The sequence below is a fragment of the Pseudomonas sp. FR229a genome, assembly GCF_030209115.1.
GTDB lineage: Bacteria > Pseudomonadota > Gammaproteobacteria > Pseudomonadales > Pseudomonadaceae > Aquipseudomonas > Aquipseudomonas moraviensis_A.
Genome location: NZ_JARVSP010000008.1, coordinates 501158 through 525268, shown reverse-complemented (window position 1 = coordinate 525268; position 24111 = coordinate 501158). Strand labels below are relative to the sequence as shown.

The following is a 24111-nucleotide window of genomic DNA, read 5'->3' as shown; positions in this document are numbered from 1 at the left end:
TCCCGAAACGAAAAATCAACAGCCCCTCACCCTAGCCCTCTCCCGAGGGAGAGGGAACTGATTGGGGGATGCTTGGGAATGATGCTGACCTGAACCAGTTGTAGTGAATCCATAATCGACTCGGTTATTCAGGTCGATGTAGGACGCGAGACACCTCGGTCGGCTCCCTCTCCCTCTGGGAGAGGGCTGGGGTGAGGGGCTTTCAGTCGGTTGGCACCATTTTGTCCAGCACCCGGTTCACCGCCATCTCCGCCACCATGACAATCTGCGCGATGCCCTGCAGGGTCTTGCGCTGCGAGCCTTCCACTGAAGCGGCGTGGTTATGCAGCATCACCGTTGCCGAGCCGAGCGTTTCACAGGCATCGGCCAGCAAGGATTCGGTGTCGGCCTCGGGGTTGGCCATGTACAGCGTGTTGGGGATGTAAGACGGCGCCATGAAGTCAGCGCTGGGCGGGCCGAGGTAATGGTCGAGGGCGCGCTCGGCGGCTTCGTGGAATTTCCTGGAGTCGGGGGATTCGTAGGGCGATGCCGGGTCTTTGGTCGGCGGGTTTGGCGATGGTTTTTTCATTTTCAGGTTCCGGATAAAGCCGCAACCGCTTCTCTGCTAAAAGAAGGGTGGCAGCTGAACGCAGGTTAGCAGACCGGGGAACCTAAGGAAGCCGGCGCGCCGAAGCGCCCTGCGCACAGCCGCCATCGAGTGCAGGCGAGAGGCCTGACTGACGGTGCTCGTGCAACCTTAGATTAACCACGGGCTGCTAAACCCGATCACTGCGAATCAGTGACCCGATCCAAGTTACGCAGCATGCCCTGGGCGCACAAGCCGGCGGATTCTGGCGCAGGCGTAGGCAGCGGCGCAAGGATTTGTAGGTTGGTGGGGCGTAACACTTGGTGTCTTTAAACACCGGAAAGGGTTGGTGTTTATTGAGCTACAGGAATTGAGGATCTACCTGTGGGATTGTGGTGATGCGGCTGGCGTTATCGCGAGCAGGCTCACTCCTACAATGGATCTGCGTCCAGCCGCAAAATCTCATGCACCGCAGCCCCCTGTAGGAGTGAGCCTGCTCGCGATGAGGCCAGCAAAGCCGCCCAAAATCCGGATCAGCCTACTAGGCCAGCCTCCACCAGCAACCGCTCCAGCCCCAACAAATCCGGCACCTTCGCCACCTGCTCCCCCACCTGCACCGCCGCCTGCTCCAGCGCACACAACGGCACATCGACATAACTCAACTGACTGTCCAGCTTGTACGAACGCGGTATCCCCTGCACCAGCAGCGCGATGAATTTCAATTCCGGCAAACCACCCAAGGCATTCAAAATCACAATCCGTGCCCGTTCGCCGATGACGATCTTCTGCCCGCAGGCCGATTCGAAACTGATCAGCGGAATCTGCCGCTCGCGCCAGGTCACCCGGCCCAGGTACCACGGTGGGGTGTCGAGGTCGAAAGCGCTGGCCTGGTAGTCGATCAGCTCGGCGATCGCGACGTTTGGCAGGATCAGATTGCGATCGGCCAGCGGCAGCAGCAGCCCGGTGAGCTGGCCGGTGCGCGGGTTGTGCCGGTGTTCATGCATGTTTCTTGCTCCACTGGGCGATGCTCTCCAGCAACACCGACTCCTGATACGGCTTGCCGAGGTAGTCGTTGACGCCGATGGCCATGGCGCGGTCGCGGTGTTTCTGCCCGGTGCGCGAGGTGATCATGATGATCGGCAGGTGTTGCAGGCGTTCATCGGCGCGCACTTGAGTGGCAACTTCGAAGCCGTCCATGCGCGGCATTTCGATGTCGAGCAGCATCAGATCGGGCATGTGCTCTTCAAGCAGCAGGATCGCATCGACACCGTCCTTGGCGGTCAGCACGTTCATGCCGTGGCGCTCAAGCAAACGGCTGGTGACCTTGCGCACCGTCACCGAGTCATCGACGACCATGATCAGCAGCGGCTTGTGCGGTTCGCTGTCGATCTCCGTGCGCGCCGGCTCTTGCGAAAGCCGCGCCTGCATCGCCCGGATCGGGGCGAGCAGATCCAGAATCAGCACCACGCGGCCATCGCCGAGAATCGTCGCCCCCGACACCCCCTGCACCGCCGCGAACTGCGGGCCGAGGCTCTTGACCACGATCTCGCGGGTGCCGGCCATGGAGTCGACCAGCACCGCGATGTGGCGATCGTTGTAATGCACCAGCAACACCGGCAACGGCAGGTTCTGCCCGAGCAGTTTCGGCCGTGGCGCAGTCTTCAGCAGTTCGCCCAGATAGCACAGTTCATAACGCTGGCCACCGTATTGATAGCTTGGTGGATCGTGACGGAAGTGCCCTTCCAGATCATTCGGCAACACGCGCACGATGCCTTCGATGGTGTTCAGCGGAATCGCGTATTGATCCTCGCCACACTGCACCATGAGCGCGCGGTTGACCGACACGGTGAACGGCAGGCGAATGCGAAAATGCACGCCCTGCCCCGGTACCGAGTCGATGCTCATGCTACCGCCGAGCTGACGCACTTCTTCGTGGACCACGTCCATGCCGACGCCACGCCCGGAAATCTGGGTGATCTTTTCCGCCGTGGAGAAGCCCGGCTGGAGGATGAATTGCAGGACATCGCGGTCGCTGATCTCGGCATCAGGCGCCAGCAGACCGCGCTTGATCGCCTTGCGCCGCACGGCTTCCAGCGGCACCCCGGCGCCGTCGTCGCGGATGTCGAAAACCATGTCGCCGCCCTCGCGAGACAGATCGAGGCTGATCTGTCCCTGCGCCGGTTTACCCGCCGCCAGCCGCACCTCGGCAGATTCCAGGCCATGGTCGACGGCGTTGCGCAACATGTGTTCCAACGGCGCGGCCATGCGTTCGAGGACGTTGCGATCCATCTCGCCATCGGCATTGCCGACAACAAACGCAACATCCTTGCCCAGCTCTTCAGCGACCTGACGAACGATGCGTTTCAGACGCGGGACCATGCGTTCGAACGGCACCATGCGCGTGCGCATCAGGCCTTCCTGCAACTCGGTGTTGATCCGCCCCTGTTGCTGCAAAAGGTTTTCCGCGTCGTGGTTGCGGCGGTCGAGGGTTTCCTTGAGGTCGAGCAGGTCCGAGGCCGATTCGAACAATGCCCGCGACAGTTGCTGCAACTGCGAATGGCGGTCCATTTCCAGCGGATCGAAATCTTCGTAACCGAGGCGCTCACCGTCGACTTGCTGACGGCTGAGAATCTGCCCCTGGGTTTCCGTGTCGAGGCGGCGCAACTGATCGCGCATACGTTCGATGGTGGTTTCCATCTCGTTCAGGGCAATCTGCGCATCGTTGACCTGCTGCTCGATCCGCCCGCGAAAGATCGACGTTTCTCCGGCCAGATTGACCAGCTCATCGAGCAGTTCTGAAGACACCTTGACCATGTCCGCGCCAGTATCGGCACTCGGTGGCGCAGCCTCAGGCTTGGCCACAGGCAATGGTGCAGGCGCTGGCGGCGTTTCAACTTGCGCCGGATGGCTGAAATTCTGGATCGCGTTGATCAGCCGATCGGCCGGTGGGCACGGCTGCCCGGCGCGCACACCATCAAGCATTTGCGCCAGTCGGTCATGCCCGCGCTGCACCAGCGCGAACAGCTCGGCAGAGGGTTGCAGCGCACCGGAAGAGAGGCTTTCGTAGAGAAATTCCAGCTCATGGGCGAGGTCGCCGATCGGGCCGATTTCGACCATTCGCGCGCCTCCCTTGAGGGTGTGCAGATCGCGCAGCAGGGTTTCGACTTCCTGGCGGTTGCCCGGCTCGGCCTGCCAGCGCAGCAGTGCGGCGCCGGAGCTTTCGATGATGTCGAAGCCTTCTTCGAGGAAGATCTCCAGCAACTCCGGGTCGTGCCCGGCGTTGTCGTGCTCGGTTGGCGCTGGGGCAGTTTCGCTGGCGGCCTGGCCCTGACGCAGCTGACGGATGGCGTCGATCAGATCCTGCGCCGGGGTCAGCGCTTGATGCGCTTGCAGTTGCTCGAGCATCCCTGCCAAGCGTGCATGACTCTGCTGCAGCAACCCTTCGAGCGCGGCGCTGTGGTTGTAGCGTCGATCGACCAGGCCTTCGTAGAGGTTTTCCAGTTCCTGGGCGAGGTCACCGACGGCCTCGACTTCGGCCATGCGCGCACCGCCCTTCAGCGTGTGCAAGTCGCGCTGTAACGACGACAGCGGCGCGCTGTTGTCCGGATCCTTGAGCCAGCGCTGCAGGGCTTGTCCGGCGCTGTCGAGGATGTCCACCGCCTCTTCGAGGAAGATTTCAACGATCTCGTCGTCCGGTTCGAGCGCGGCAGCCGATTGCTGCAATTGGGCGGTGGCGCTGCCCAGTTCGCGAATGTCCAGGGTGCGGCTGCCATCGCTGCGGATCAGGCCCATCGACGCCGGGTCGAGGCCTTCGTCGAGCAGTTCCTGCAAGGCGCGGATCCGCTCCGGCTGCGGGGTGATTTCCTGGCCGGCGGCGAGTTCGTCGAGCATGTTGATCAGCGCTTCGTGGGCCAGTTGCGCTTCGTGGAAAAACCGCTCACTGACCGCCAGACTGCTTTCTTCCACCGCGCCATACAGGTCGAGCAAGGCTTCGCATAAACCGTCGACCGGCAGCAGATCGGCAAGGTGCGCGCCTTCGCCGAGGGTGGTCAGTTCATCGAGCAGGGCACTGAGTTCCTGGCGCTCGCCGGGGTGCTGCTGCCAGCGCTGCAAGAGGTTTTCGGCGTCGAGCAGGATGTCCATGCCCTGGGCGAGGAAGTTGTTGATCAGTTGCGGATCGCGCTTTAGGCGCAGGCCGCTTTCAGCGCCATCGGAGCTGGCTTGCAGGCGTTCGGCGAGCAGCGCGTCGGTGCGTTTGATCAGCGACTGCGCACCGACAATCGGCGCCAGCGGATCGTGCTTGAGCTGGCGCAGGCCGACACGAAACAGGCCCTCGGCTTCGAGCAGCAATTCCACTTCATCCAGGTCCAGCGGCAACTGATGCGCCTTGAACTCGCGGGCCAGTTGATCGAGTGACGCGGCAAGTTCGGCCATCGGCAATACGCCGGCCATCGAGGCACTGCCCTTGAGCGTGTGCAGCGCGCGTTGCAGCTCGTCGCTGGCCGGCAACGGCACGTGCTCGGCGGCTTGATCGAGGAAGCGGTTAAGGCTGGCGAGGTGGGTTTCGGCTTCTTTGCGGAAGATCTCCAGCAGCAGCGGGTCCAGCGCGGCGACGTCGTCGGTGTCTTCGGCGGCCAGCGGTTCATCGCCCTTGGCCAACGCGTGGGCGCGTGCGGCGAGCTGGTCGACATCGCTGCGCTGGCGTTGGCGCTGGGTGGCGAATTCGTTGATCAGCTCGGGCAGCAGCAACAGCGTGTCGCCGAGCAATTGGCGCAGCACGGCGCCGGGTTCGACGCTTTGCTCAAGCACGCGGTTGAGCAGGTTCTCCACCGCCCAGGCCAGTTCGCCGAGGACCAATGCGCGAACCATGCGCCCGCTGCCCTTCAAGGTGTGGAAGGCCCGGCGCAGTTCAGTCAGCGCGGCGCGGTCCTGCGGATTGGCGGTCCAGCGCGGCAGGTATTCGTGGAGCACTGCGAGGACTTCGTCGGTCTCTTCGAGGAACACTTCGCGCAGCTCATCGTCCACCGGTTCTTCATCGGCCGGCGGCGGCATCAGGCTGTCGGGGGTATTGCGCGCCGGTGGGTTGAGCGTCGACAGCGGACTGGCCAGCACCTCGGCCAGTGACTGCACCACTTGAGGGTCGTCGAGGGTTTGCAGGCCTTGCATGACCTGCGCTTCGTCAGGGCTGAGCACTTCATCAAGCACAGGCACCTGCGCTTCGCCGGGCTGCTCGCTGGGAAAGAAGCCGAGGCTGGCGAGGCTGTTCTGCGCGACATCGAGCAGATGTTCGGCGGGTACTTGCGGATCGTCGCTCAGGCGTTCGAGGTAATACTCGAGGCTGCTGATCGCATCGGCCAGATGATCGAGTTGCTCCCAGCCCGGTTCGTGGGCATCGAGCATCAAATGCTCGCGAATGAAGCCGTTGCAGGCCTCGACCAGACTCGCCGCCCGTGGCAGTGGAATCATCGCCAGCGCGCCGCGCACCTGGGTCAGCAGGTCGGGCAGCGGTTGGAGGTGCTGGCGGTCCCAATCGGCGTCGATGTAGTCGACGATCATGTCCTTGGCCTGTTGCAGGCAGATGCGCGCTTCCTTGATCACGATCTGGTGGATCTGTGTCAGGTCGGTGGTCGGCAGGCGCGCATCGTCGGCGCTTTGCGTCTCCACCGTGCCGACCATGCCGGCCAGCGTCGCTTCGACGTAAAGCAAGGCCCCGGCGACGTCCATGAGGATCGCGTCGTTCGGTTCGCGCTGGCCCTGAGCGAGGCTGAGCACCACCGCCAATTGGTCGATGATGACTTTGCGCGGCTGGCCGAAACCCAGCACCGCGAGGGTGTCGGCAATCTGCCGTAGCGGCGCGAGCAGGCTGTCCAGATCCGAGGCGTGCTGGCGGTCGCTGCGCACGAACAGATCGAGACGTTCCTTGACCCGCACCAGCTCTTCGCACAGCGCCGCCAGCACCGAGCGCATGGCATCGCGGTCGGGGCCGGCGAGGCGTGCGCGTTCTTCATCGACCATCGCGCTGTCGGGCAACGCGTCGTCCAGGGAGTAGCGATCTTTCATGGTCAGCATCTGCCCGGTGGGATGTTCGGCTTTGGCAATATAGAACAGCAGGCTTTTCAGCAGCTCGGCCGGCGCCGGTTGATTGAGCCCGACGATGCCCTGCTCGAGCAGGCGCTTGAGCTCTTTGTCGGCGTCCTTGAACAGGCTGCGCAGCGCCGGACTGTTGGCGATGACGCCCTCGCGCATGCCCTCGATCAACGCCGAGGCGACCTGCCACAACGGGCTCAACGGCGCGTCGCCGCTCAACGCTTCCAGGCGAACAAAGACCTTGGCCAGATAATCGAGGTGCGTCTGGTCATCCTGTTCGCGCAGCAGACCGACCAGGGCCATTTGCAGCATCTGCCGCAGTTTGCGCAGCACGTTTGGCAGCTCGGGCGGTTCCAGTGCGGCGAGTGCTTCGTCGCCGAGCGGCGCCAGCTCCGGCAATGGCGGGCTGAACAGGCTGGTTTCCGCCAACAGGCTTTCACCACGGGCGCTGCGCAGGTCGTTGATCAGCGGCAACACCACCAGCGGCAGGTCACGACGGGCGCTTTGCACGCGGTCGAGGTACGCCGGCAATTGCCCCAGCGCTTGCAGCATCAGGTGCAAGGCTTCATCGCGGTGCGGCACGCGATCATGTTGCAGAGCTTCGACCAACTGCTCCATTTCCTCGGCGAGCAATGCCGCGCCGTAGAACTCGACCATTTGCAGACTGCCGTGCACCTGATGAATGTACGCCAGGCATTCGTCCAGCCCGGGGAAGGCCTGCGGATCGTCGAGCACGGCTTCGATCGCCTGATGCGCGAGCTTCAGCGTTTCGGCAATTTCGCCCTTGACCCACTCCAGGGCCACATAGTCGTGCCGATCACCCATAACCACTCCACTCACGCTTTATCTGTCGCCGCCGGCAAGGTGAAACCGGACACCGAACGGCGCAACTGACTGGCCATTTTCGCCAGGTTGCCGATGCTCTCAGCGGTGGCCGTTGACCCCGACGAAGTCTGCGAAGTGATCTGCTGGATCACGTTCATCGTCAGCGAGATCTGCCCCGCCGAGGACGTCTGCTGCTGCGCCGCGTTGGAAATGCTCTGGATCAGCGCCGCGAGGGTCTTGGAGACGCCTTCGATTTCTTCCAGGGCCACACCGGCATCCTGCGCCAGTCGCGCGCCGCGCACCACTTCGGTGGTGGTCTGTTCCATGGAAATCACCGCTTCGTTGGTGTCGGCCTGAATCGCCCGCACCAGTGTTTCGATCTGCCGGGTCGCGGCGGACGAACGTTCGGCCAGCCGCTGCACTTCGTCGGCAACCACGGCAAAACCGCGCCCGGCATCACCGGCCATCGATGCCTGGATCGCTGCGTTGAGGGCGAGGATGTTGGTCTGGTCGGCGATGTCATCGATCAGGCTGACGATGTCGCCGATCTCCTGAGAGGACTCGCCGAGGCGCTTGATGCGCTTGGCGGTGTCCTGAATCTGCTCGCGGATGTTGTCCATGCCGTGGATGGTGTTGTGCACCACCTCGTTGCCCTTGTTGGCAATTTCCACGGAGCGCTCAGCCACCGCCGACGATTCGGCAGCGTTGGCCGATACCTGATCGATGGACTCGGCCATGTCGCTGATCGCCGTCGAAGCTTCGGAAATCTGCTGGGCCTGTTGCTCAGACGCTTGGGCCAGGTGCATGGCGGTGGCCTGGGTTTCCTGCACGGCAGCGGCAACCTGGCCGGCGGTGAGGTTGATGGTCGCCACCAGATCGCGCAACTGGTCGACGGAATAGTTGATCGAGTCGGCGATGGTGCCGGTGAAGTCTTCGGTCACCGAAGCGGTGACGGTGAGGTCGCCATCGGCAAGGTCTTCGATTTCGTCGAGCAGGCGCATGATCGCGTTCTGGTTGCGCTCGTTCTTCTCGGCAGTCTCGCGCAACTGGCGATTGGTTTCGCGCACCATGACCAGGCCGATGAGGATGATCGAGGCCAGTGCCAGCAAGCCCAGCACATAGCCGCCAATGGTGTCGGTGTTGCGCCCGCCGGCGAGATTTTCGAAACCGGTGGCCAGGTGCGAGGCTTCATCGAGCAGGGTTTGCGACAGGGTGAAGATGTTGCTCGCCGATTCGCGGACCTTGAACAGCTCCGGCGAGGTTTCGAGGATCTCGTCCACCGAGCCGGAAACGAACTGGAACAGCTCGGAGATTTCGCTCAAACGCGCACGGGCGTCGCGGTCTTCGACCTGGCTGATTTTCAGCGCCGGGTTGCCCTGCAACATGCCGTTGAGCACCAGACCGAAACGCGCCGCATCGCGGCCAAAGGCATCGGCGGCCTGCTGCGAATTTTCGTCACCGGCGAGCACGGTGTTGACCGCGCCAAGGATGCGTTCGGCCAGCAAAGATTGCCGTTGCGCCATCGCCACCTGCGCCGCCGGGGCGCCGCGCTGGAGCAGGATCTCCACGACTTTTTCGTATTCGATCTGCAACTGCGGCACGGTTTCGGCCAGCGTCGCGGCGACCTGATGCAGCGACAGCACGGTCTGTTCGCTGCTGAGGATCGCATCGGTGTTTTTCAGCAGGCGCTCCCAGTCCATCTGCACCGCGCGCATTTCCGGGCGCACGGCGACGGGTGCCGGCGGCAGGCCGGTGTTCGGGTCACCTTTCTTCAGGTAACCCCAGCGCTGGGCGAAATCGTTGCGCGCATCGCTGAGCAACTTGAACGCCGCCGCTTTGCCCGCCGCCGCTTCAGTGGCGTTCTTGGCGATGCGTTGCGAGAGCACGCGCAGCTCACCGGCGTGGCCGATGTACTGCTTGTCGTAGTTCGCCTGGGTGTTGAGGTACGCGAAGTTGGCGAACAGCAGCATGATGAACACGATCAGTGCGATAAACAGCACGATGATCTGTGCGCGACTGCGCGATGCTTCTGCCGACTTGCCTGTTTTTGCTTTTGTCATCGGTCCTCGCCTGTTTGAAGCTCGCCCGTTGAAACTGTAGGAGTGAGCCTGCTCGCGATTGAACGATAACGCGGTGTGCTTGATACACCGCGGCGCCTGAATCGCGAGCAGGCTCACTCCTACAAGGGATCTGTGTTGTGACGGCTATATTGCGACACCCATGAACACCGGGGATTTGGCCAGTGCGAACAGGCTGAACACCCGCCAGTTCTGCTCGCGGCGGAAATAGCCTTTGACGAACTCGGCCTTGGAGCCCTGGCGCTTGCTGATCGACAGCGGCTCGAAACTGCCCTGCTCGAAATGCTGCAAACCGATGACCTCGTCAACCATCACCCCGGCGAACACGTCTTCGTGTTCCACCACCAATACCCGCCGCTGTTTGCGCAGCGGCGACAGCTCGTGGCCGAAGAACCCGCACAGGTCCATGATCGGCAGCAGCCGCCCGCGCAGGTTGGCCACACCCTTGACCCACGGTTTGACCCCGGGCAACTGGGTGAAGCGCGGTTCATGCAGGACTTCGCTGACTTCGCCCATCGGCGCCACATACCAATGCTCGCCGAGGCGAAAGCCGATGCCGCTCCAGCGATCCGGGCGCGCCGCTTGCGAGGGCAGGTCCGCCGCCAGCAGGCGGCAGCGCTGGTCGATCTGCCAGAGCAGTTCGAACGCGGTCAGCGATTCGCTCATGATTGCGCGATCAGCCTTTGAGCACGTTGTTCAAGGTCTTGATCAGGGTGTCTTCGTCGACCGGTTTGGTCAGGTAATCCTTGGCGCCCTGGCGGGTGCCCCAGACCTTGTCGGTTTCCTGATCCTTGGTGGTGATGATGATCACCGGGATGTGCGCGGTGTCGGCATCCTTGGTCAGTTGCCGGGTCGCCTGAAAACCATTGAGGCCGGGCATGACGATGTCCATCAGCACGGCGTCGGGTTTTTCCTGACGGGCCAGGGCCACGCCGTCGGCGCCGTTCTCGGCCTTGAGCACTTCATGGCCGTGCTTTTCGAGCATGCCGGTGAGTTTGTACATTTCAGTCGGCGAATCATCGACGATCAGGATACGTGCCATGGTCTTCCCCATTTTTCTGGTCGACTGCCGGCCCGCTGGCCGAGCGTCACTGTGCGTGTCTTACTGCGGCAAAACGGCGGCGAAGCCCGGAACATGGGCCTGGATCGCGTTGAGCAGTTCTTCTTTGCTGAACGGTTTGGTCAGAAATTGATCAGAGCCGACAATCCGCCCCTTGGCCTTGTCGAACAAACCGTCCCTGGACGACAGCATGATCACCGGCGTCGCCTTGAAAGCGCTGTTGTTCTTGATCAGGGCACAGGTCTGATAACCATCCAGACGCGGCATCATGATGTCGACGAAGATGATCCCGGGATGGTGGTCGGCAATCTTCGCCAGCGCATCGAAACCGTCGATGGCGGTGATCACTTCGCAACCGACGTTCTTCAACAAGGTTTCGGCGGTGCGACGAATCGTTTTCGAGTCGTCGATCACCATGACCTTCAAGGCGCTGGACTGCTGTTCCATAAGAGGGTTCTACCGTCGCCTTTGCGAATCAAATTGTCCGATTTACTGTGAATAATGGCCTGAAACCCTTGATAGCCAAGGGCCGGCGCGATCTGCCAGCCTTTTTAGCACAGTCTCCAGATGCAATCTATCGACGGGTTTTTCCTTGACCCGAAACCCGCCCGGCGCCACTCTGGCGGCACTTTTTCAATACCGATCCGGTAGCCAAATTTCGAGGAAAACCCAATGAGCGTTCGCGTCGGGATTGTCATGGACCCTATCGCCAGCATCTCCTATAAAAAGGATAGCTCGCTGGCCATGCTGCTGGCCGCGCAGAAGCGCGGCTGGGAACTGTTCTACATGGAACAGAAAGACCTGTATCAGGCCGAGGGCCAGGCGCGGGCGCGGATGAGCCCGCTGAAAGTCTTCGCCAACCCGGACAAGTGGTTCGAACTGGACGCCGAGCAGGACAAGCTGCTGAGCGACCTGGACGTGATCCTGATGCGCAAGGATCCGCCGTTCGACATGGAATTCGTTTACTCCACCTACCTGCTGGAACAGGCCGAAGCCGCCGGCGTGCTGGTGGTGAACAAGCCGCAGAGCCTGCGCGACTGCAATGAAAAGCTGTTCGCCACGCTGTTCCCGCAGTGCACGCCGCCAACCATCGTCAGCCGTCGCCCGGATGTACTGCGCCAGTTCGCCGATCATCACGGCGACGTGATCCTCAAGCCGCTGGACGGCATGGGCGGTTCGTCGATCTTCCGCCACACCGCCGGCCACCCGAACCTCTCGGTGATCCTCGAAACCCTGACCCTGCACGGCAAGCAGCAAATCATGATTCAGGGTTACCTGCCGGCGATCGTCGATGGCGACAAGCGCATCCTGATGATCGATGGCGAGCCGGTGGATTACTGCCTGGCGCGAATCCCGGCAATGGGCGAAACCCGTGGCAACCTCGCCGCCGGTGGCCGTGGCGAAGCCCGTCCGCTGACCGAGAAGGATCGCTGGATCGCTGCCCAGATCGGCCCGACCCTGCGCGAGAAAGGCCTGCTGTTCGTCGGCCTCGATGTGATCGGCGAGCATCTGACCGAAATCAACGTCACCAGCCCGACCTGCATCCGCGAAATCGACAATGCGTTCGGTACTGATATCGGCGGCATGCTGATGGATGCCATTGAGAAGAAGCTGCAAGCTGCAAGCTCCAAGCCGCAAGCTTGAAGCCGAGCGACAAGCTTCTGACTTGCAGCTTGCAGCTCGAAACTTGCAACTGCCTCTATACAGCTTGTCGCTTGAAGCGCGTCGCTTGCAGCTAAAAACCAACATTGCGTTATCATGCCGGGCCCATGAAAACGCGATGTTGGTTTTTCTGTAATGACTCTCCCGTCCGATCTGCCCGCTGAACTCGCCCATCGTGGCGTGCGCCCGGCCGATCGCCTCGGTTTTACCCTGTTTCTGGCGGCGCTGATTCATTTGGCGCTGCTGCTGGGCGTCGGCTTTACCATGGTCGAGCCGCAGCAGATCAGCAAAACCCTGGAAATCACCCTCGCCACGTTCAAGACCGAGAAGAAGCCGGAGAAGGCAGATTTTCTCGCTCAGGAAAACCAGGAAGGCAGTGGCACGCTGGACAAGAAAGCCCTGCCCAAGACCACTGAAGTCGCGCCTTTCCAGGACAATCAGGTCAAAAAGGTCACCCCGCCACCCGCGGCCAAGCCAGAGGTGCAGGAAGCCGCACCGAAAGCAGCGGTGACCACCGTCGCGCCGAAACCGAAGAAAGCGCCGACCAAGAAAGAAGAAAGCAAAACCGAGGTCAAACCGACCGTCGACGCGCCGGCGTTCGACAGCTCGCAGCTGTCCAGCGACATCGCCAGCCTCGAGGCGGAACTGGCCAAGGAACAACAGCTGTACGCCAAGCGCCCGCGCATCCACCGCTTGAGCGCGGCCTCGACCATGCGCGACAAGGGCGCCTGGTACAAGGACGACTGGCGCAAGAAGGTCGAGCGCATCGGCAACCTCAACTACCCCGAAGAAGCACGGCGCAAGCAGATCTACGGCAATTTGCGCCTGATGGTCTCGATCAACCGCGACGGCTCGCTGTATGAAGTGCTGGTGCTGGAGTCCTCCGGCCAGCCGCTGCTGGATCAGGCCGCGCAGCGCATCGTCCGCCTGGCCGCGCCTTTTGCACCGTTTACCGGCGATCTGTCGGATATCGATCGTCTGGAAATCATCCGCACCTGGAAATTTGCCCGGGGCGACAAGCTCTCAAGCAACTGACACACCACATACCCCCTGTAGGAGTGAGCCTGCTCGCGATAGCGGTATGTCAGAACCTGAACATTTGACTGACGCCCCCGCTATCGCGAGCAGGCTCACTCCTACAGTTGATCGGTGTGTTGCTTACATCTCCGGCTTGTCAGTTCGCCCCCCGAACGCCACACTAGCGCTCATGAAAAACGTCAGCCCCACCTACCTCAAGCATCACTTCCTGATCGCCATGCCACACATGGCCGACCCGAACTTTGCCCACACCTTGACCTACATCGTCGAGCACACGGCCAATGGCGCGATGGGGCTGGTGGTCAACAGACCGCAAGAGTTGAACCTGGCCGACATCCTCGAACAGCTGCGCCCGGACATCGAGCCGCCGGCGCGCTGCCAGAATGTGCCGATCTTCATCGGCGGCCCAGTGCAGACCGATCGCGGTTTTGTCCTGCATCCAGCAGGCAAAACCTTCCAAGCCACCGCGCAACTGGACGGCGATCTGGCCCTGTCGACGTCGCAGGACGTGCTGTTCGCCATCGCTGACGGCGTCGGCCCCGCGCAGAGCCTGATCACCCTCGGCTACGCCGGTTGGGAAGCCGGGCAACTGGAAGCCGAACTGGCCGACAATGCCTGGCTGACCTGCCCGTTCAACGCCGACATCCTCTTCAACACCCGCAGCGAATTGCGTCTCGAAGCGGCGGCGCGGCACCTGGGCATCGACCTCAACCTGCTCACCAGTCAGGCAGGTCACGCCTGATGGCCCTGCGCCTGATTCTCGGTTTCGACTACGGCACCAAACAGATCGGCGTCGCGGTCGGCCAGGTCATCACCGGCCAGGCCCGCGAGCTGTGCACCCTGAAGGCGCAGAACGGCGTGCCGAACTGGGATCAGGTCGAAGCGCTGATAAAAGAATGGAAACCCGACGCCGTGGTGGTCGGCCTGCCGTTGAACATGGACGGCACGCCCAGCGAGATGTGCGTGCGCGCCGAGAAGTTCGCCCGCCGCCTCAACGGCCGCTACAACCTGCCCTTCTATACCCACGACGAACGCCTGACCACCTTCGAAGCTAAGGGCGAGCGACTGGTGCGTGGCGGGCAGAAAGGCAGTTACCGCGACAACCCGGTGGACGCCATCGCCGCCGCCCTGCTGCTGCAGGGCTGGCTCGATGAAAACACTGCATTGTTTGAATCCTGACAAGCGCTTCGGCGCTTTTCTTTTGGTTATAAACCGAGCTTCGTCCGGCAGGACGCAGCGCGGATTCACGAAGGAGCAACCATGAGCCTGCCCAATCCCGCCGATCTGATCAGCCAGATGGCGACCCGCCTCAAGGCGCACCTTGCCCAGCGTGACATCAGCGAACCGCGTTACATCGGCATCCGCACCGGCGGCATCTGGGTCGCGCAGGCGCTGCTCAAGGAACTGAACAGCGATGCGCCACTGGGCACGCTGGATGTGTCCTTCTACCGCGACGATTTCAGCCAGAACGGCCTGCACCCGCAAGTGCGCCCGTCCGCCCTGCCCTTCGAGATCGAAGGCCAGCATCTGGTGCTGATCGACGACGTGCTGATGAGCGGTCGCACCATCCGCGCGGCGATGAACGAATTGTTCGATTACGGCCGCCCGGCCAGCGTCACTCTGGTCTGCCTGCTGGATCTGGACGCCGGTGAGCTGCCGATCCGCCCGAACGTGGTCGGCGCCACCCTGGCCCTGGCCGGCAACCAGCGGGTCAAGCTGTCCGGCCCCGAGCCGCTGAGCCTCGAACTGCAAGACGTCACCCTTTAATCCGCCCTATTGAGAGTCCCCCTCGCGATGACGCCTCTAGATACCAAGCGCCCGCTGCAGCTCAATGATCAGGGCCAGCTGCGCCACTTCCTCTCGCTCGACGGCTTGCGCCGCGAGTTGCTGACGGAAATCCTCGACACTGCCGACTCGTTCCTCGAAGTCGGTGCCCGGGCGGTGAAGAAAGTCCCGTTGCTGCGCGGCAAGACCGTGTGCAACGTGTTCTTCGAAAACTCCACGCGCACCCGCACCACTTTCGAGCTGGCGGCCCAGCGGCTGTCGGCGGACGTGATCACCCTGAACGTGTCGACATCGTCGGCGAGCAAGGGCGAAACGTTACTCGATACCCTGCGCAACCTTGAGGCCATGGCCGCCGACATGTTTGTCGTGCGCCACGGCGACTCCGGTGCGGCGCACTTCATCGCCGAGCATGTCTGCCCGCAAGTGGCGATCATCAACGGCGGCGACGGCCGGCATGCGCACCCGACGCAAGGCATGCTCGACATGCTCACCATCCGTCGGCACAAGGGCGGTTTCGAAAACCTCTCGGTGGCGATCGTCGGCGACATCCTGCATTCGCGGGTGGCGCGCTCGAACATGCTCGCGCTGAAAACCCTCGGCTGCCCGGATATCCGCGTGATCGCGCCGAAAACCCTGCTGCCGATCGGCATCGAGCAATACGGCGTCAAGGTCTACACCGACATGGCTGAAGGCCTGAAAGACGTCGACGTGGTGATCATGCTGCGCCTGCAGCGCGAGCGCATGACCGGCGGCCTGCTGCCGAGCGAGGGCGAGTTCTACCGCCTGTTCGGTCTGACCACCGCGCGTCTGGCCGGGGCCAAACCGGATTGCATCGTCATGCACCCGGGGCCGATCAACCGGGGTGTGGAGATCGAATCGGCGGTGGCCGACGGCCCGCACTCGGTGATCCTCAATCAAGTGACCTACGGCATCGCGATTCGCATGGCCGTGCTGTCCATGGCCATGAGCGGGCAGACTGCCCAGCGCCAATTCGAGCAGGAGAACGCCCAGTGAAGCTCAGCATTCTCGGCGCACGCGTCATCGATCCCAGCAGCGGCCTGGATCAAATCACCGATATCCACGTTGAAGCCTGCAAGATCGTCGCTCTCGGCGCCGCGCCGGCGGGTTTCAGCGCAGTAGAAACCATCGATGCCCAAGGCCTGGTCGCCGCGCCTGGCCTGGTCGATCTCAACGTTGCCCTGCGCGAGCCGGGTTACAGCCGCAAAGGCTCGATCGTCAGCGAAACCCGCGCCGCCGCGGCCGGTGGCGTGACCAGTCTGTGTTGCCCGCCGAAGACCAGACCGGTGCTCGACACTTCTGCCGTGGCCGAACTGATCCTCGACCGTGCCCGCGAAGCCGGCAACACCAAGGTGTTCCCGATCGGCGCACTGAGCAAAGGTCTGGACGGTGAGCAACTGGCCGAACTGGTGGCCCTGCGTGACGCCGGTTGTGTGGCGTTCGGCAATGGTCTGGAGAGTTTCCGCAACAGCCGCACCCTGTGCCGGGCGCTGGAATATGCGGCGACGTTTGACCTGACGGTGATTTTCAACTCCCAGGATCACGATCTGGCCGAGGGCGGTCTGGCCCACGAAGGCGCGGTCGCCAGTTTCCTCGGCCTGCCGGGAATTCCGGAAACCGCCGAAACCGTAGCGCTCGCCCGTGACCTGCTGCTGGTCGAGCAGACCGGCGTGCGTGCGCATTTCAGCCAGTTGACCAGCGCTCGCGGCGTTGCCCTGATCGCGCAGGCCCAGGCCCGTGGCCTGAAGGTAACGGCGGATGTCGCGCTGTATCAGTTGATCCTGACTGACGAAGCGCTGATCGACTTCAACAGCCTCTATCACGTGCAACCGCCGCTGCGCACCCGCGCCGACCGCGATGGTTTGCGTGAAGCGGTGAAGTCCGGGGTGGTTTCGGCCATCTCCAGCCATCACCAGCCCCACGAGCGCGACGCCAAACTGGCGCCGTTCGGCGCCACCGAGCCGGGCATCAGCAGCGTTGAGTTGCTGCTGCCTCTGGCGATGACCCTGGTCGAAGATGGTTTGCTCGACTTGCCGACGCTGCTGGCGCGCCTGAGCGCAGGCCCGGCCGAAGCGTTGCGTTTGCCGGCGGGCAAGCTGGCGGTAGGAGGGGCGGCGGATATCGTGCTGTTCGATCCGAAAGCATCGACGGTGGCCGGTGAGCACTGGCTGTCGAAGGGCGAGAACTGCCCGTTCATCGGGCACAGTTTGCCGGGTGTCGTTCGCTATACGCTGGTGGATGGGCGGATTACGCACCAGGCTTGATAGCCAGTTGACCCCTTCGCGAGCAGGCTCGCTCCCACAGGTTTTGCGGTGATTCCTGTGGGAGCGAGCCTGCTCGCGAAAGCTTACTGGAAGGCGCCGCGATTCTGCGCGTTACGCACCGACACCTGATCGTTCAGCGTCCAGAAGTCATACAGCACACCAATAAAGAACAACCCGCCGGTCAGCAGATACAGCAAACCGCTGATCCATTTGCCCTGATACATGCGGTGTACGCCGAACACACCGAGGAAGGTCAGCAGGATCCACGCGACGTTGTACTCGATCGGCCCGGCGGCAAAGCGCAGGTCGGCCTCGCGATCCATCGCCGGGATCAGAAACACGTCGATGAGCCAGCCAATCCCCAGCAAACCAAAGGTGAAGAACCAGATCGTCCCGGTCACCGGCTTGCCGTAATAAAAGCGGTGCGCTCCCGTGAATCCGAAAATCCACAGCAGGTAGCCGATGACTTTGCTGTGAGTGTCTTTTTCTTTCACGCGGGGTAGCTGATAGCTGTTCATTAAGACCTCATTGCACTCGATAGATAAATATTCTTCATTTCTTTGTGACTTTTTTACAGGTGGCCGACGTATGGCAAATGTTACCGTTGCTAGCGCGAAACCCTTGTAGAACCTGACTTCTGTCGGACAATTGCGTACTTTTTAAGCATTTTTGGTTCCCTGGCCGGCGGAATGAATCGATGAACGGCCTCGGAACGGCAAAAAAAGCTGTTATAAAGTTGCGCGCTATCACTTACGAGCCACGCCTAATGCGACCATTTTTCAAGACATGGCTGACTATTTGCCTATTAATGCCACTGGCCGCCCACGCCACCAATCGTGAGCAACGTCTTCCAAACGTTAACGGCTTTACCCCTAAATCCCATGCTTCGGCTCCAGCGAGCAAAAGCAGCAAGAGCAAAACCACCACGCTGAGCAGCAAGAGCCGCAGCAAGCTGGTGCCACCGATGGCGAGCAAGGAAAGCAGCAATGTGCTGAGCCGTGCGGTAAACGTCCTCGGTACACCTTATCGTTGGGGCGGCAGCAGCCCAAGTAAAGGCTTCGATTGCAGCGGCTTGGTGAAATACGCGTTCAACGACGCTACGTTCGACCTGCCACGCACCTCCAACGCCATGGCCAGCGGTCACGGCGAGAAAGTCGAGCGCAAGGATCTGAAACCCGGCGACCTGATTTTCTTCAACATCAAGAGCCGTCGGGTCAACCATGTTGCCATCTACCTGGGCAACGACCGCTTCATCCACGCCCCGCGCCGTGGCAAAGCGGTGAGCATCGACACGCTGAACAAGCCGTACTGGGAAAAGCATTACGTCGTGGCCAAGCGCGTGTTGCCCAAAGAGCAACAGCAACTGCGTGTAGTCCAGCGTTAAAGACCGAAAGATCGAAAGATCGCAGCCCTCGGCAGCTCCTACATTGGGATCAGCGTTTCCCCGTAGGAGCTGCCGAAGGCTGCGATCTTTTGCTTTTGGCTGCTAGAAATTATCCGGTGTACGCGCTTTCTCGCGGGCATGCTCGCGGCTGATCAGGCCCTTGGTCACCAGATCCTTCAGGCACATATCGAGTGTCTGCATCCCCAACGACCCACCGGTCTGAATCGCCGAATACATCTGCGCCACCTTGTCCTCGCGGATCAGGTTACGGATCGCCGATGTCCCCAGCATGATTTCATGCGCCGCCACCCGCCCGCCGCCGATCTTCTTGATCAACGTCTGCGACACCACCGCCAGCAACGACTCCGACAGCATCGAACGCACCATCGACTTCTCGTCGCCGGGAAACACGTCGACCACGCGGTCGATGGTCTTCGCCGCCGAGGTCGTGTGCAGTGTGCCGAACACCAGATGCCCGGTCTCAGCGGCGGTCAGCGCCAGGCGAATGGTTTCCAGATCGCGCATTTCGCCGACCAGAATCACGTCCGGATCTTCACGCAGGGCCGAACGCAGCGCAGTGGCGAAGCTGCGGGTATCGCGATGGACTTCGCGCTGATTGATCAGGCATTTGCGTGATTCGTGGACAAACTCGATGGGGTCCTCAATGGTGAGGATGTGGTGATGGCGATGGGTGTTGAGGTAATCGATCATTGCCGCCAGCGTGGTGGATTTGCCGGAACCGGTTGGCCCGGTGACGAGCACCAGCCCGCGCGGCGCATCGGTGATCTTGCGGAAAACATCGCCCATGGCGAGGTCTTCCATGCTCAGCACTTTCGAGGGAATGGTGCGGAACACTGCGCCGGCGCCTCGGTTCTGGTTGAACGCGTTAACCCGAAACCGCGCCACGCCGGGCACATCAAAGGAAAAATCCGTTTCCAGATTTTTCTCGAATTCGATGCGCTGGGTGTCGTTCATGATGTCGTAGATCAGATCGTGCACTTGCTTGTGATCCAGCGCCGGCAGATTGATCCGTCGCACATCGCCATCGACGCGGATCATCGGCGGCAGGCCCGCCGACAGGTGCAGGTCGGATGCGCCCTGTTTGGCGCTGAAGGCCAGCAGTTCAGTGATATCCATAGCGTCCCTCAATTCCAGTAGAATGCCGCGAACCTACAGACCGCCGGCGCCTCTTGATGTCCACGATAGCAGACAACATCCTTCAGGTTGGTTCGCGCATCCAGGCAGCAGCCAAAGCTGCACACCGCGATGAAAACAGCATCCATTTGCTCGCCGTGAGCAAGACCAAACCCGCCCAGGCCCTGCGCGAAGCCTATGCCGCCGGCTTGCGCGACTTCGGCGAGAACTACCTGCAGGAAGCCTTGGGCAAACAGCTGGAGCTGGCCGATCTGCCCTTGATCTGGCACTTCATCGGCCCCATTCAATCGAACAAGACTCGCGCCATTGCCGAGCATTTCGACTGGGTGCACTCCGTGGATCGTCTGAAAATCGCCCAACGCCTGTCCGAACAACGCCCCGCCGAGCTGCCTCCACTGAACATCTGCATTCAGGTCAATGTCAGCGGCGAGGCGAGTAAATCCGGTTGCACCCCGGCCGATCTGCCGGCGCTGGCCGAGGCCATCAGCGCCCTGCCCCGGCTGAAACTGCGCGGGCTGATGGCGATTCCCGAGCCGACCGAGGCGCGCGCCGAACAGGACGCTGCTTTCGCCGCCGTGCAGACCTTGCAGGCGAGCCTCGCTCTGCCGCTCGACACACTGTCCATGGGCATGAGCCACGACCTCGAGTCGGCCATCGCCCAGGGCGCCACCTGGGTGCGGATCGGTACCGCGCTGTTTGGCGCCAGAGATTATTCCCAGTCTTGAACGTTTCCAGATAAGGACCACACATGAGCAACACACGTATTGCGTTTATCGGTGCGGGCAACATGGCGGCCAGTCTGATTGGCGGCTTGCGCGCCAAAGGTCTGGAAGCGGCGCAGATACGCGCCAGCGATCCGGGCGACGACACCCGCGCCAGGGTCAGCGCCGAGCACGGCATCGAAACCTTCGCCGACAACGCCCAGGCTATCGAAGGCGTCGATGTCGTCGTGCTGGCGGTCAAGCCACAGGCGATGAAAGCCGTGTGCGAGGCGATTCGCCCCAGCCTGAAGCCGAATCAACTGGTGGTGTCGATCGCCGCCGGGATCACCTGCGCGAGCATGACCGCGTGGCTCGGCGAACAGCCGATCGTGCGCTGCATGCCGAACACCCCGGCGTTGCTGCGTCAGGGTGTCAGCGGTTTGTACGCGACCAGCGAAGTGACCGCCGAGCAGCGTCAACAAGCCGAAGAGCTGCTGTCCGCCGTCGGCATCGCCCTGTGGCTGGACGAAGAACAGCAACTGGACGCAGTCACCGCCGTGTCCGGCTCCGGCCCGGCGTACTTCTTCCTGCTGATCGAGGCCATGACCGCCGCTGGCGTCAAACTCGGCTTGCCAAAGGAAATCGCTGAACAACTGACCGTGCAGACTGCTCTGGGCGCCGCGCACATGGCGGTGTCCAGCGACGTTGACGCCGCCGAACTGCGTCGCCGTGTGACCTCGCCAAACGGCACCACGGAAGCAGCGATCAAATCATTCCAGGCTGGCGGCTTCGAAGCGCTGGTTGAAACCGCACTCGGCGCCGCCGCGCACCGCTCGGCCGAAATGGCCGAACAACTGGGCAAATAAAGGAGCCTTACATGATCGGATTGAACACCGCAGCGGTTTACGTGCTGCAAACCCTCGGCAGCCTGTACCTGCTGATCGTGCTGCTGCGCTTCGTCCTGCAACTGGTGCGGGCGAACTTCTACAACCCGCTGTGCCAGTTCGTGGTCAAGGCCACCCAGCCGCTGCTCAAGCCTTTGCGCCGGATCATCCCGAGCCTGTTCGGCCTCGACATGTCGTCGCTGGTACTGGCGATTCTGGTGCAGCTACTGCTGATGGCACTCACCCTGCTGTTGACCTACGGCACCACCGGCAACCCGCTGCAACTGTTTATCTGGTCGCTGATCGGCGTTACCGCGCTGTTTCTGAAGATCTTCTTCTTCGCCCTGATCATCAGCGTGATTCTCTCGTGGGTCGCACCGGGCAGCCACAATCCGGGCGCCGAACTGGTCAACCAGATCTGTGAACCGGCGCTGGCACCGTTCCGCCGCTTCCTGCCGAACCTCGGGGGCCTGGATCTGTCGCCGATCTTCGCCTTCCTGGCGCTGAAATTGATCGACATGCTGGTGATCAACAATCTGGCGGCGATGACGATGATGCCGGAGATTCTGCGTTTGCTGATGTGAGGTGAGAGGGAGCGGGCGCTCGACTTGATATGGGGTCGCCTGCTCCCCTCACCCCAGCCCTCTCCCGAGGGAGAGGGAGCCGATCGGGTTGTTTTCAAGGCCTGAGTTCGACTCGATACCTCAGGTCAGCATCACTCTGAAGATCGCCGCGGTCAGTCCCCTCTCCCTCCGGGAGAGGGCTAGGGTGAGGGCCGCTTGCCGCTACCCCCCACGGTCTTTAGACTTACGCCTCATTTCAACGAGAGCAGGGTCGATGCCAACTGCCTTTCCCGCCGATTCTGTTGGTCTGGTGACACCACAAACCGCGCACTTCAGCGAACCGCTGGCGCTGGCTTGTGGGCGTTCGCTGGCCGCCTATGATCTGATCTACGAAACCTACGGCACGCTGAACGCCCAGGCGAGCAACGCCGTGCTGATCTGCCACGCCTTGTCCGGCCACCACCACGCGGCCGGATATCACAGCGTCGACGACCGCAAACCCGGTTGGTGGGACAGCTGCATCGGCCCCGGCAAGCCGATCGACACCAATAAGTTCTTCGTGGTCAGCCTGAACAACCTCGGCGGCTGCAACGGCTCCACCGGTCCAAGCAGCATCAACCCGGAGACCGGCAAGCCGTTCGGCGCCGACTTCCCGGTGCTCACCGTCGAAGACTGGGTGCACAGCCAGGCGCGCCTCGCTGACTTGCTCGGCATCGGCCAGTGGGCAGCGGTGATCGGCGGCAGCCTCGGCGGCATGCAGGCGCTGCAATGGACCATCACCTACCCGGATCGCGTGCGTCACTGCCTGGCCATCGCCTCGGCACCGAAGCTGTCGGCGCAGAACATCGCGTTCAACGAAGTCGCACGTCAGGCAATCCTCACCGACCCGGAATTCCACGGCGGTTCGTTCCAGGAAGCGGGCGTGATCCCCAAGCGCGGGCTGATGCTCGCGCGCATGGTCGGCCACATCACTTACCTGTCCGACGATTCGATGGGCGAGAAATTCGGCCGTGGCCTGAAGAGCGAAAAGCTCAACTACGACTTCCACAGCGTCGAGTTCCAGGTTGAAAGTTACCTGCGTTATCAGGGCGAAGAGTTCTCCGGGCGCTTCGATGCCAACACCTATCTATTGATGACCAAGGCACTGGATTACTTCGATCCGGCGGCGAACTTCGACGATGATCTGGCAAAAACCTTCGAAAACGCCACAGCCAAGTTCTGCGTGATGTCGTTCACCACCGACTGGCGCTTCTCCCCGGCGCGTTCGCGGGAATTGGTGGATGCGCTGATGGCCGCGCGCAAGGACGTCAGCTACCTGGAAATCGACGCACCGCAGGGCCACGACGCCTTCCTGATTCCGATCCCGCGTTACTTGCAGGCGTTCGGCAATTACATGAACCGCATTTCGTTGTGAGAAAGCCATGAGAGCTGATCTGGAAATCATCCAGGAATGGATCCCCGCCGGCAGCCGCGTCCTCGACCTCGGTTGCGGTGACGGCGAGCTGTTGACCTGGCTGCGCGACAACAAGAACGTCACCGGTTATGGCCTGGAAAACGACGCCGACAATATTGCCGAGTGCGTGGCCAAGGGCATCAACGTCATCGAGCAGGATCTGGACAAGGGCCTGGGCAACTTCGCCAGCAACAGTTTCGACATCGTCGTCATGACCCAGGCCCTGCAAGCGGTGCATTACCCGGACAAGATCCTCGACGAAATGCTCCGGGTCGGCCGCCAGTGCATCATCACCTTCCCGAATTTCGGCCACTGGCGCTGCCGCTGGTACCTGGCGAGCAAGGGCCGCATGCCGGTCTCCGAGTTCCTGCCCTACACCTGGTACAACACGCCGAACATCCACTTCTGCACTTTCGAGGATTTCGAAGAGCTGTGCCGCGAACGTGATGCCAAGGTCATTGATCGGCTTGCCGTGGATCAACAGCACCGTCACGGGTGGGCCAGTAAGCTATGGCCTAATCTGTTAGGTGAAATCGGTATCTACCGCGTCAGCAGCCCGCAGTTGGCGGACCACCGAGTCGCGGTCTGA

22 protein-coding genes are annotated in these 24111 nt (G+C 62.0%); 13 read left to right on the top strand and 9 right to left on the bottom strand.

Annotated elements, in window-relative coordinates:
* Positions 1 to 202: 202 nt before the first annotated feature.
* The 7 genes from QRN33_RS09050 to pilG form a co-directional block, all read right to left on the bottom strand.
* A complete protein-coding gene (locus QRN33_RS09050; protein WP_285408129.1) occupies positions 203 to 568 on the bottom strand; it encodes a DUF6124 family protein in 366 nt (121 codons plus the stop codon).
* Positions 569 to 1098: 530 nt separating this feature from the next.
* Positions 1099 to 1569, bottom strand: coding sequence for a chemotaxis protein CheW (locus QRN33_RS09045; protein ID WP_042606575.1), 471 nt, complete (start codon positions 1567 to 1569; stop codon positions 1099 to 1101).
* The gene (locus QRN33_RS09040) at positions 1562 to 7477 is read right to left on the bottom strand and encodes an Hpt domain-containing protein (protein ID WP_285408127.1); all 5916 of its coding nucleotides are present in this window, start codon (positions 7475 to 7477) and stop codon (positions 1562 to 1564) included. The genes QRN33_RS09045 and QRN33_RS09040 overlap by 8 nt, the downstream gene beginning before the upstream one ends.
* An 11-nt stretch (positions 7478 to 7488) precedes the next feature.
* The gene (locus QRN33_RS09035; RefSeq protein ID WP_064364165.1) at positions 7489 to 9537 is read right to left on the bottom strand and encodes a methyl-accepting chemotaxis protein; all 2049 of its coding nucleotides are present in this window, start codon (positions 9535 to 9537) and stop codon (positions 7489 to 7491) included.
* Positions 9538 to 9681: 144 nt separating this feature from the next.
* The gene (locus QRN33_RS09030) at positions 9682 to 10221 is read right to left on the bottom strand and encodes a chemotaxis protein CheW (RefSeq protein WP_042606572.1); all 540 of its coding nucleotides are present in this window, start codon (positions 10219 to 10221) and stop codon (positions 9682 to 9684) included.
* A gap of 10 nt (positions 10222 to 10231) precedes the next feature.
* The gene (pilH, locus tag QRN33_RS09025; protein ID WP_039757553.1) at positions 10232 to 10597 is read right to left on the bottom strand and encodes a twitching motility response regulator PilH; all 366 of its coding nucleotides are present in this window, start codon (positions 10595 to 10597) and stop codon (positions 10232 to 10234) included.
* Between the two features lie 60 nt (positions 10598 to 10657).
* Positions 10658 to 11062, bottom strand: a complete 405-nt coding sequence (gene pilG, locus QRN33_RS09020; protein ID WP_016772743.1) for a twitching motility response regulator PilG — start codon at positions 11060 to 11062, stop codon at positions 10658 to 10660.
* Positions 11063 to 11287: 225 nt separating this feature from the next.
* Between pilG and gshB the strand changes: the two genes are divergently transcribed.
* The 7 genes from gshB to QRN33_RS08985 all read left to right on the top strand — a co-directional run bounded on the left by gshB (position 11288) and on the right by QRN33_RS08985 (position 17382).
* Positions 11288 to 12259 (top strand): glutathione synthase, encoded by a 972-nt coding sequence (gene gshB, locus QRN33_RS09015; RefSeq protein WP_285408122.1) that lies wholly within the window; start codon positions 11288 to 11290, stop codon positions 12257 to 12259.
* A 153-nt stretch (positions 12260 to 12412) separates the two neighbouring features.
* The gene (locus QRN33_RS09010; RefSeq protein WP_123417809.1) at positions 12413 to 13312 is read left to right on the top strand and encodes an energy transducer TonB; all 900 of its coding nucleotides are present in this window, start codon (positions 12413 to 12415) and stop codon (positions 13310 to 13312) included.
* A gap of 172 nt (positions 13313 to 13484) precedes the next feature.
* Positions 13485 to 14057: a YqgE/AlgH family protein gene (locus tag QRN33_RS09005; RefSeq protein ID WP_065615068.1), complete on the top strand. Its 573-nt coding sequence runs from the start codon at positions 13485 to 13487 to the stop codon at positions 14055 to 14057.
* Entirely contained in the window at positions 14057 to 14494 is a 438-nt protein-coding gene (gene ruvX, locus QRN33_RS09000) for a Holliday junction resolvase RuvX (protein ID WP_016772738.1), read from the top strand. The genes QRN33_RS09005 and ruvX overlap by 1 nt, the downstream gene beginning before the upstream one ends.
* Positions 14495 to 14575: 81 nt before the next feature.
* A complete protein-coding gene (gene pyrR / locus QRN33_RS08995) occupies positions 14576 to 15082 on the top strand; it encodes a bifunctional pyr operon transcriptional regulator/uracil phosphoribosyltransferase PyrR (protein ID WP_042606568.1) in 507 nt (168 codons plus the stop codon).
* 27 nt (positions 15083 to 15109) lie between these two features.
* Positions 15110 to 16114, top strand: a complete 1005-nt coding sequence (locus tag QRN33_RS08990; protein WP_016772736.1) for an aspartate carbamoyltransferase catalytic subunit — start codon at positions 15110 to 15112, stop codon at positions 16112 to 16114.
* On the top strand, positions 16111 to 17382 hold the full coding sequence (locus tag QRN33_RS08985; RefSeq protein WP_042606567.1) for a dihydroorotase: 1272 nt from the start codon (positions 16111 to 16113) through the stop codon (positions 17380 to 17382). The genes QRN33_RS08990 and QRN33_RS08985 overlap by 4 nt, the downstream gene beginning before the upstream one ends.
* Positions 17383 to 17465: 83 nt before the next feature.
* Here QRN33_RS08985 and QRN33_RS08980 read toward each other — a convergent pair whose 3' ends face one another.
* Positions 17466 to 17900 carry an NINE protein gene (locus QRN33_RS08980; protein WP_039757549.1) on the bottom strand — a complete coding sequence of 145 codons (435 nt, stop codon included), beginning with the start codon at positions 17898 to 17900 and terminating at the stop codon, positions 17466 to 17468.
* 248 nt (positions 17901 to 18148) lie between these two features.
* Here QRN33_RS08980 and QRN33_RS08975 point away from each other — a divergent pair, with 248 nt between their 5' ends.
* Complete coding sequence (locus tag QRN33_RS08975; protein WP_042606566.1) at positions 18149 to 18766, top strand: C40 family peptidase; 618 nt, start codon at positions 18149 to 18151, stop codon at positions 18764 to 18766.
* A 102-nt stretch (positions 18767 to 18868) separates the two neighbouring features.
* On the opposite strand, the gene QRN33_RS08970 is transcribed toward QRN33_RS08975, so the two are convergent.
* Positions 18869 to 19903 (bottom strand): type IV pilus twitching motility protein PilT, encoded by a 1035-nt coding sequence (locus tag QRN33_RS08970; protein ID WP_016772732.1) that lies wholly within the window; start codon positions 19901 to 19903, stop codon positions 18869 to 18871.
* Between the two features lie 56 nt (positions 19904 to 19959).
* Here QRN33_RS08970 and QRN33_RS08965 point away from each other — a divergent pair, with 56 nt between their 5' ends.
* The 5 genes from QRN33_RS08965 (at position 19960) to metW (ending at position 24111) form a co-directional block, all read left to right on the top strand.
* Positions 19960 to 20646, top strand: a complete 687-nt coding sequence (locus QRN33_RS08965) for a YggS family pyridoxal phosphate-dependent enzyme (protein ID WP_123417808.1) — start codon at positions 19960 to 19962, stop codon at positions 20644 to 20646.
* A gap of 23 nt (positions 20647 to 20669) precedes the next feature.
* The gene (gene proC / locus QRN33_RS08960; RefSeq protein WP_064364753.1) at positions 20670 to 21488 is read left to right on the top strand and encodes a pyrroline-5-carboxylate reductase; all 819 of its coding nucleotides are present in this window, start codon (positions 20670 to 20672) and stop codon (positions 21486 to 21488) included.
* An 11-nt stretch (positions 21489 to 21499) separates the two neighbouring features.
* Positions 21500 to 22090 (top strand): YggT family protein, encoded by a 591-nt coding sequence (locus QRN33_RS08955; RefSeq protein WP_064364751.1) that lies wholly within the window; start codon positions 21500 to 21502, stop codon positions 22088 to 22090.
* Between the two features lie 253 nt (positions 22091 to 22343).
* The gene (gene metX, locus QRN33_RS08950; RefSeq protein WP_083353760.1) at positions 22344 to 23483 is read left to right on the top strand and encodes a homoserine O-succinyltransferase MetX; all 1140 of its coding nucleotides are present in this window, start codon (positions 22344 to 22346) and stop codon (positions 23481 to 23483) included.
* A 7-nt stretch (positions 23484 to 23490) separates the two neighbouring features.
* Entirely contained in the window at positions 23491 to 24111 is a 621-nt protein-coding gene (gene metW, locus QRN33_RS08945) for a methionine biosynthesis protein MetW (protein WP_024014659.1), read from the top strand.

Coding starts and splice junctions, on each gene's coding strand:
- QRN33_RS09050 (WP_285408129.1), bottom strand. CDS start 568: ATGAAAAAACCATCGCCAAACCCGCCGACCAAAGACCCGGCATCGCCC.
- QRN33_RS09045 (WP_042606575.1), bottom strand. CDS start 1,569: ATGCATGAACACCGGCACAACCCGCGCACCGGCCAGCTCACCGGGCTG.
- QRN33_RS09040 (WP_285408127.1), bottom strand. CDS start 7,477: ATGGGTGATCGGCACGACTATGTGGCCCTGGAGTGGGTCAAGGGCGAA.
- QRN33_RS09035 (WP_064364165.1), bottom strand. CDS start 9,537: ATGACAAAAGCAAAAACAGGCAAGTCGGCAGAAGCATCGCGCAGTCGC.
- QRN33_RS09030 (WP_042606572.1), bottom strand. CDS start 10,221: ATGAGCGAATCGCTGACCGCGTTCGAACTGCTCTGGCAGATCGACCAG.
- pilH (WP_039757553.1), bottom strand. CDS start 10,597: ATGGCACGTATCCTGATCGTCGATGATTCGCCGACTGAAATGTACAAA.
- pilG (WP_016772743.1), bottom strand. CDS start 11,062: ATGGAACAGCAGTCCAGCGCCTTGAAGGTCATGGTGATCGACGACTCG.
- gshB (WP_285408122.1), top strand. CDS start 11,288: ATGAGCGTTCGCGTCGGGATTGTCATGGACCCTATCGCCAGCATCTCC.
- QRN33_RS09010 (WP_123417809.1), top strand. CDS start 12,413: ATGACTCTCCCGTCCGATCTGCCCGCTGAACTCGCCCATCGTGGCGTG.
- QRN33_RS09005 (WP_065615068.1), top strand. CDS start 13,485: ATGAAAAACGTCAGCCCCACCTACCTCAAGCATCACTTCCTGATCGCC.
- ruvX (WP_016772738.1), top strand. CDS start 14,057: ATGGCCCTGCGCCTGATTCTCGGTTTCGACTACGGCACCAAACAGATC.
- pyrR (WP_042606568.1), top strand. CDS start 14,576: ATGAGCCTGCCCAATCCCGCCGATCTGATCAGCCAGATGGCGACCCGC.
- QRN33_RS08990 (WP_016772736.1), top strand. CDS start 15,110: ATGACGCCTCTAGATACCAAGCGCCCGCTGCAGCTCAATGATCAGGGC.
- QRN33_RS08980 (WP_039757549.1), bottom strand. CDS start 17,900: ATGAACAGCTATCAGCTACCCCGCGTGAAAGAAAAAGACACTCACAGC.
- QRN33_RS08975 (WP_042606566.1), top strand. CDS start 18,149: ATGCGACCATTTTTCAAGACATGGCTGACTATTTGCCTATTAATGCCA.
- QRN33_RS08970 (WP_016772732.1), bottom strand. CDS start 19,903: ATGGATATCACTGAACTGCTGGCCTTCAGCGCCAAACAGGGCGCATCC.
- QRN33_RS08965 (WP_123417808.1), top strand. CDS start 19,960: ATGTCCACGATAGCAGACAACATCCTTCAGGTTGGTTCGCGCATCCAG.
- proC (WP_064364753.1), top strand. CDS start 20,670: ATGAGCAACACACGTATTGCGTTTATCGGTGCGGGCAACATGGCGGCC.
- QRN33_RS08955 (WP_064364751.1), top strand. CDS start 21,500: ATGATCGGATTGAACACCGCAGCGGTTTACGTGCTGCAAACCCTCGGC.
- metX (WP_083353760.1), top strand. CDS start 22,344: ATGCCAACTGCCTTTCCCGCCGATTCTGTTGGTCTGGTGACACCACAA.
- metW (WP_024014659.1), top strand. CDS start 23,491: ATGAGAGCTGATCTGGAAATCATCCAGGAATGGATCCCCGCCGGCAGC.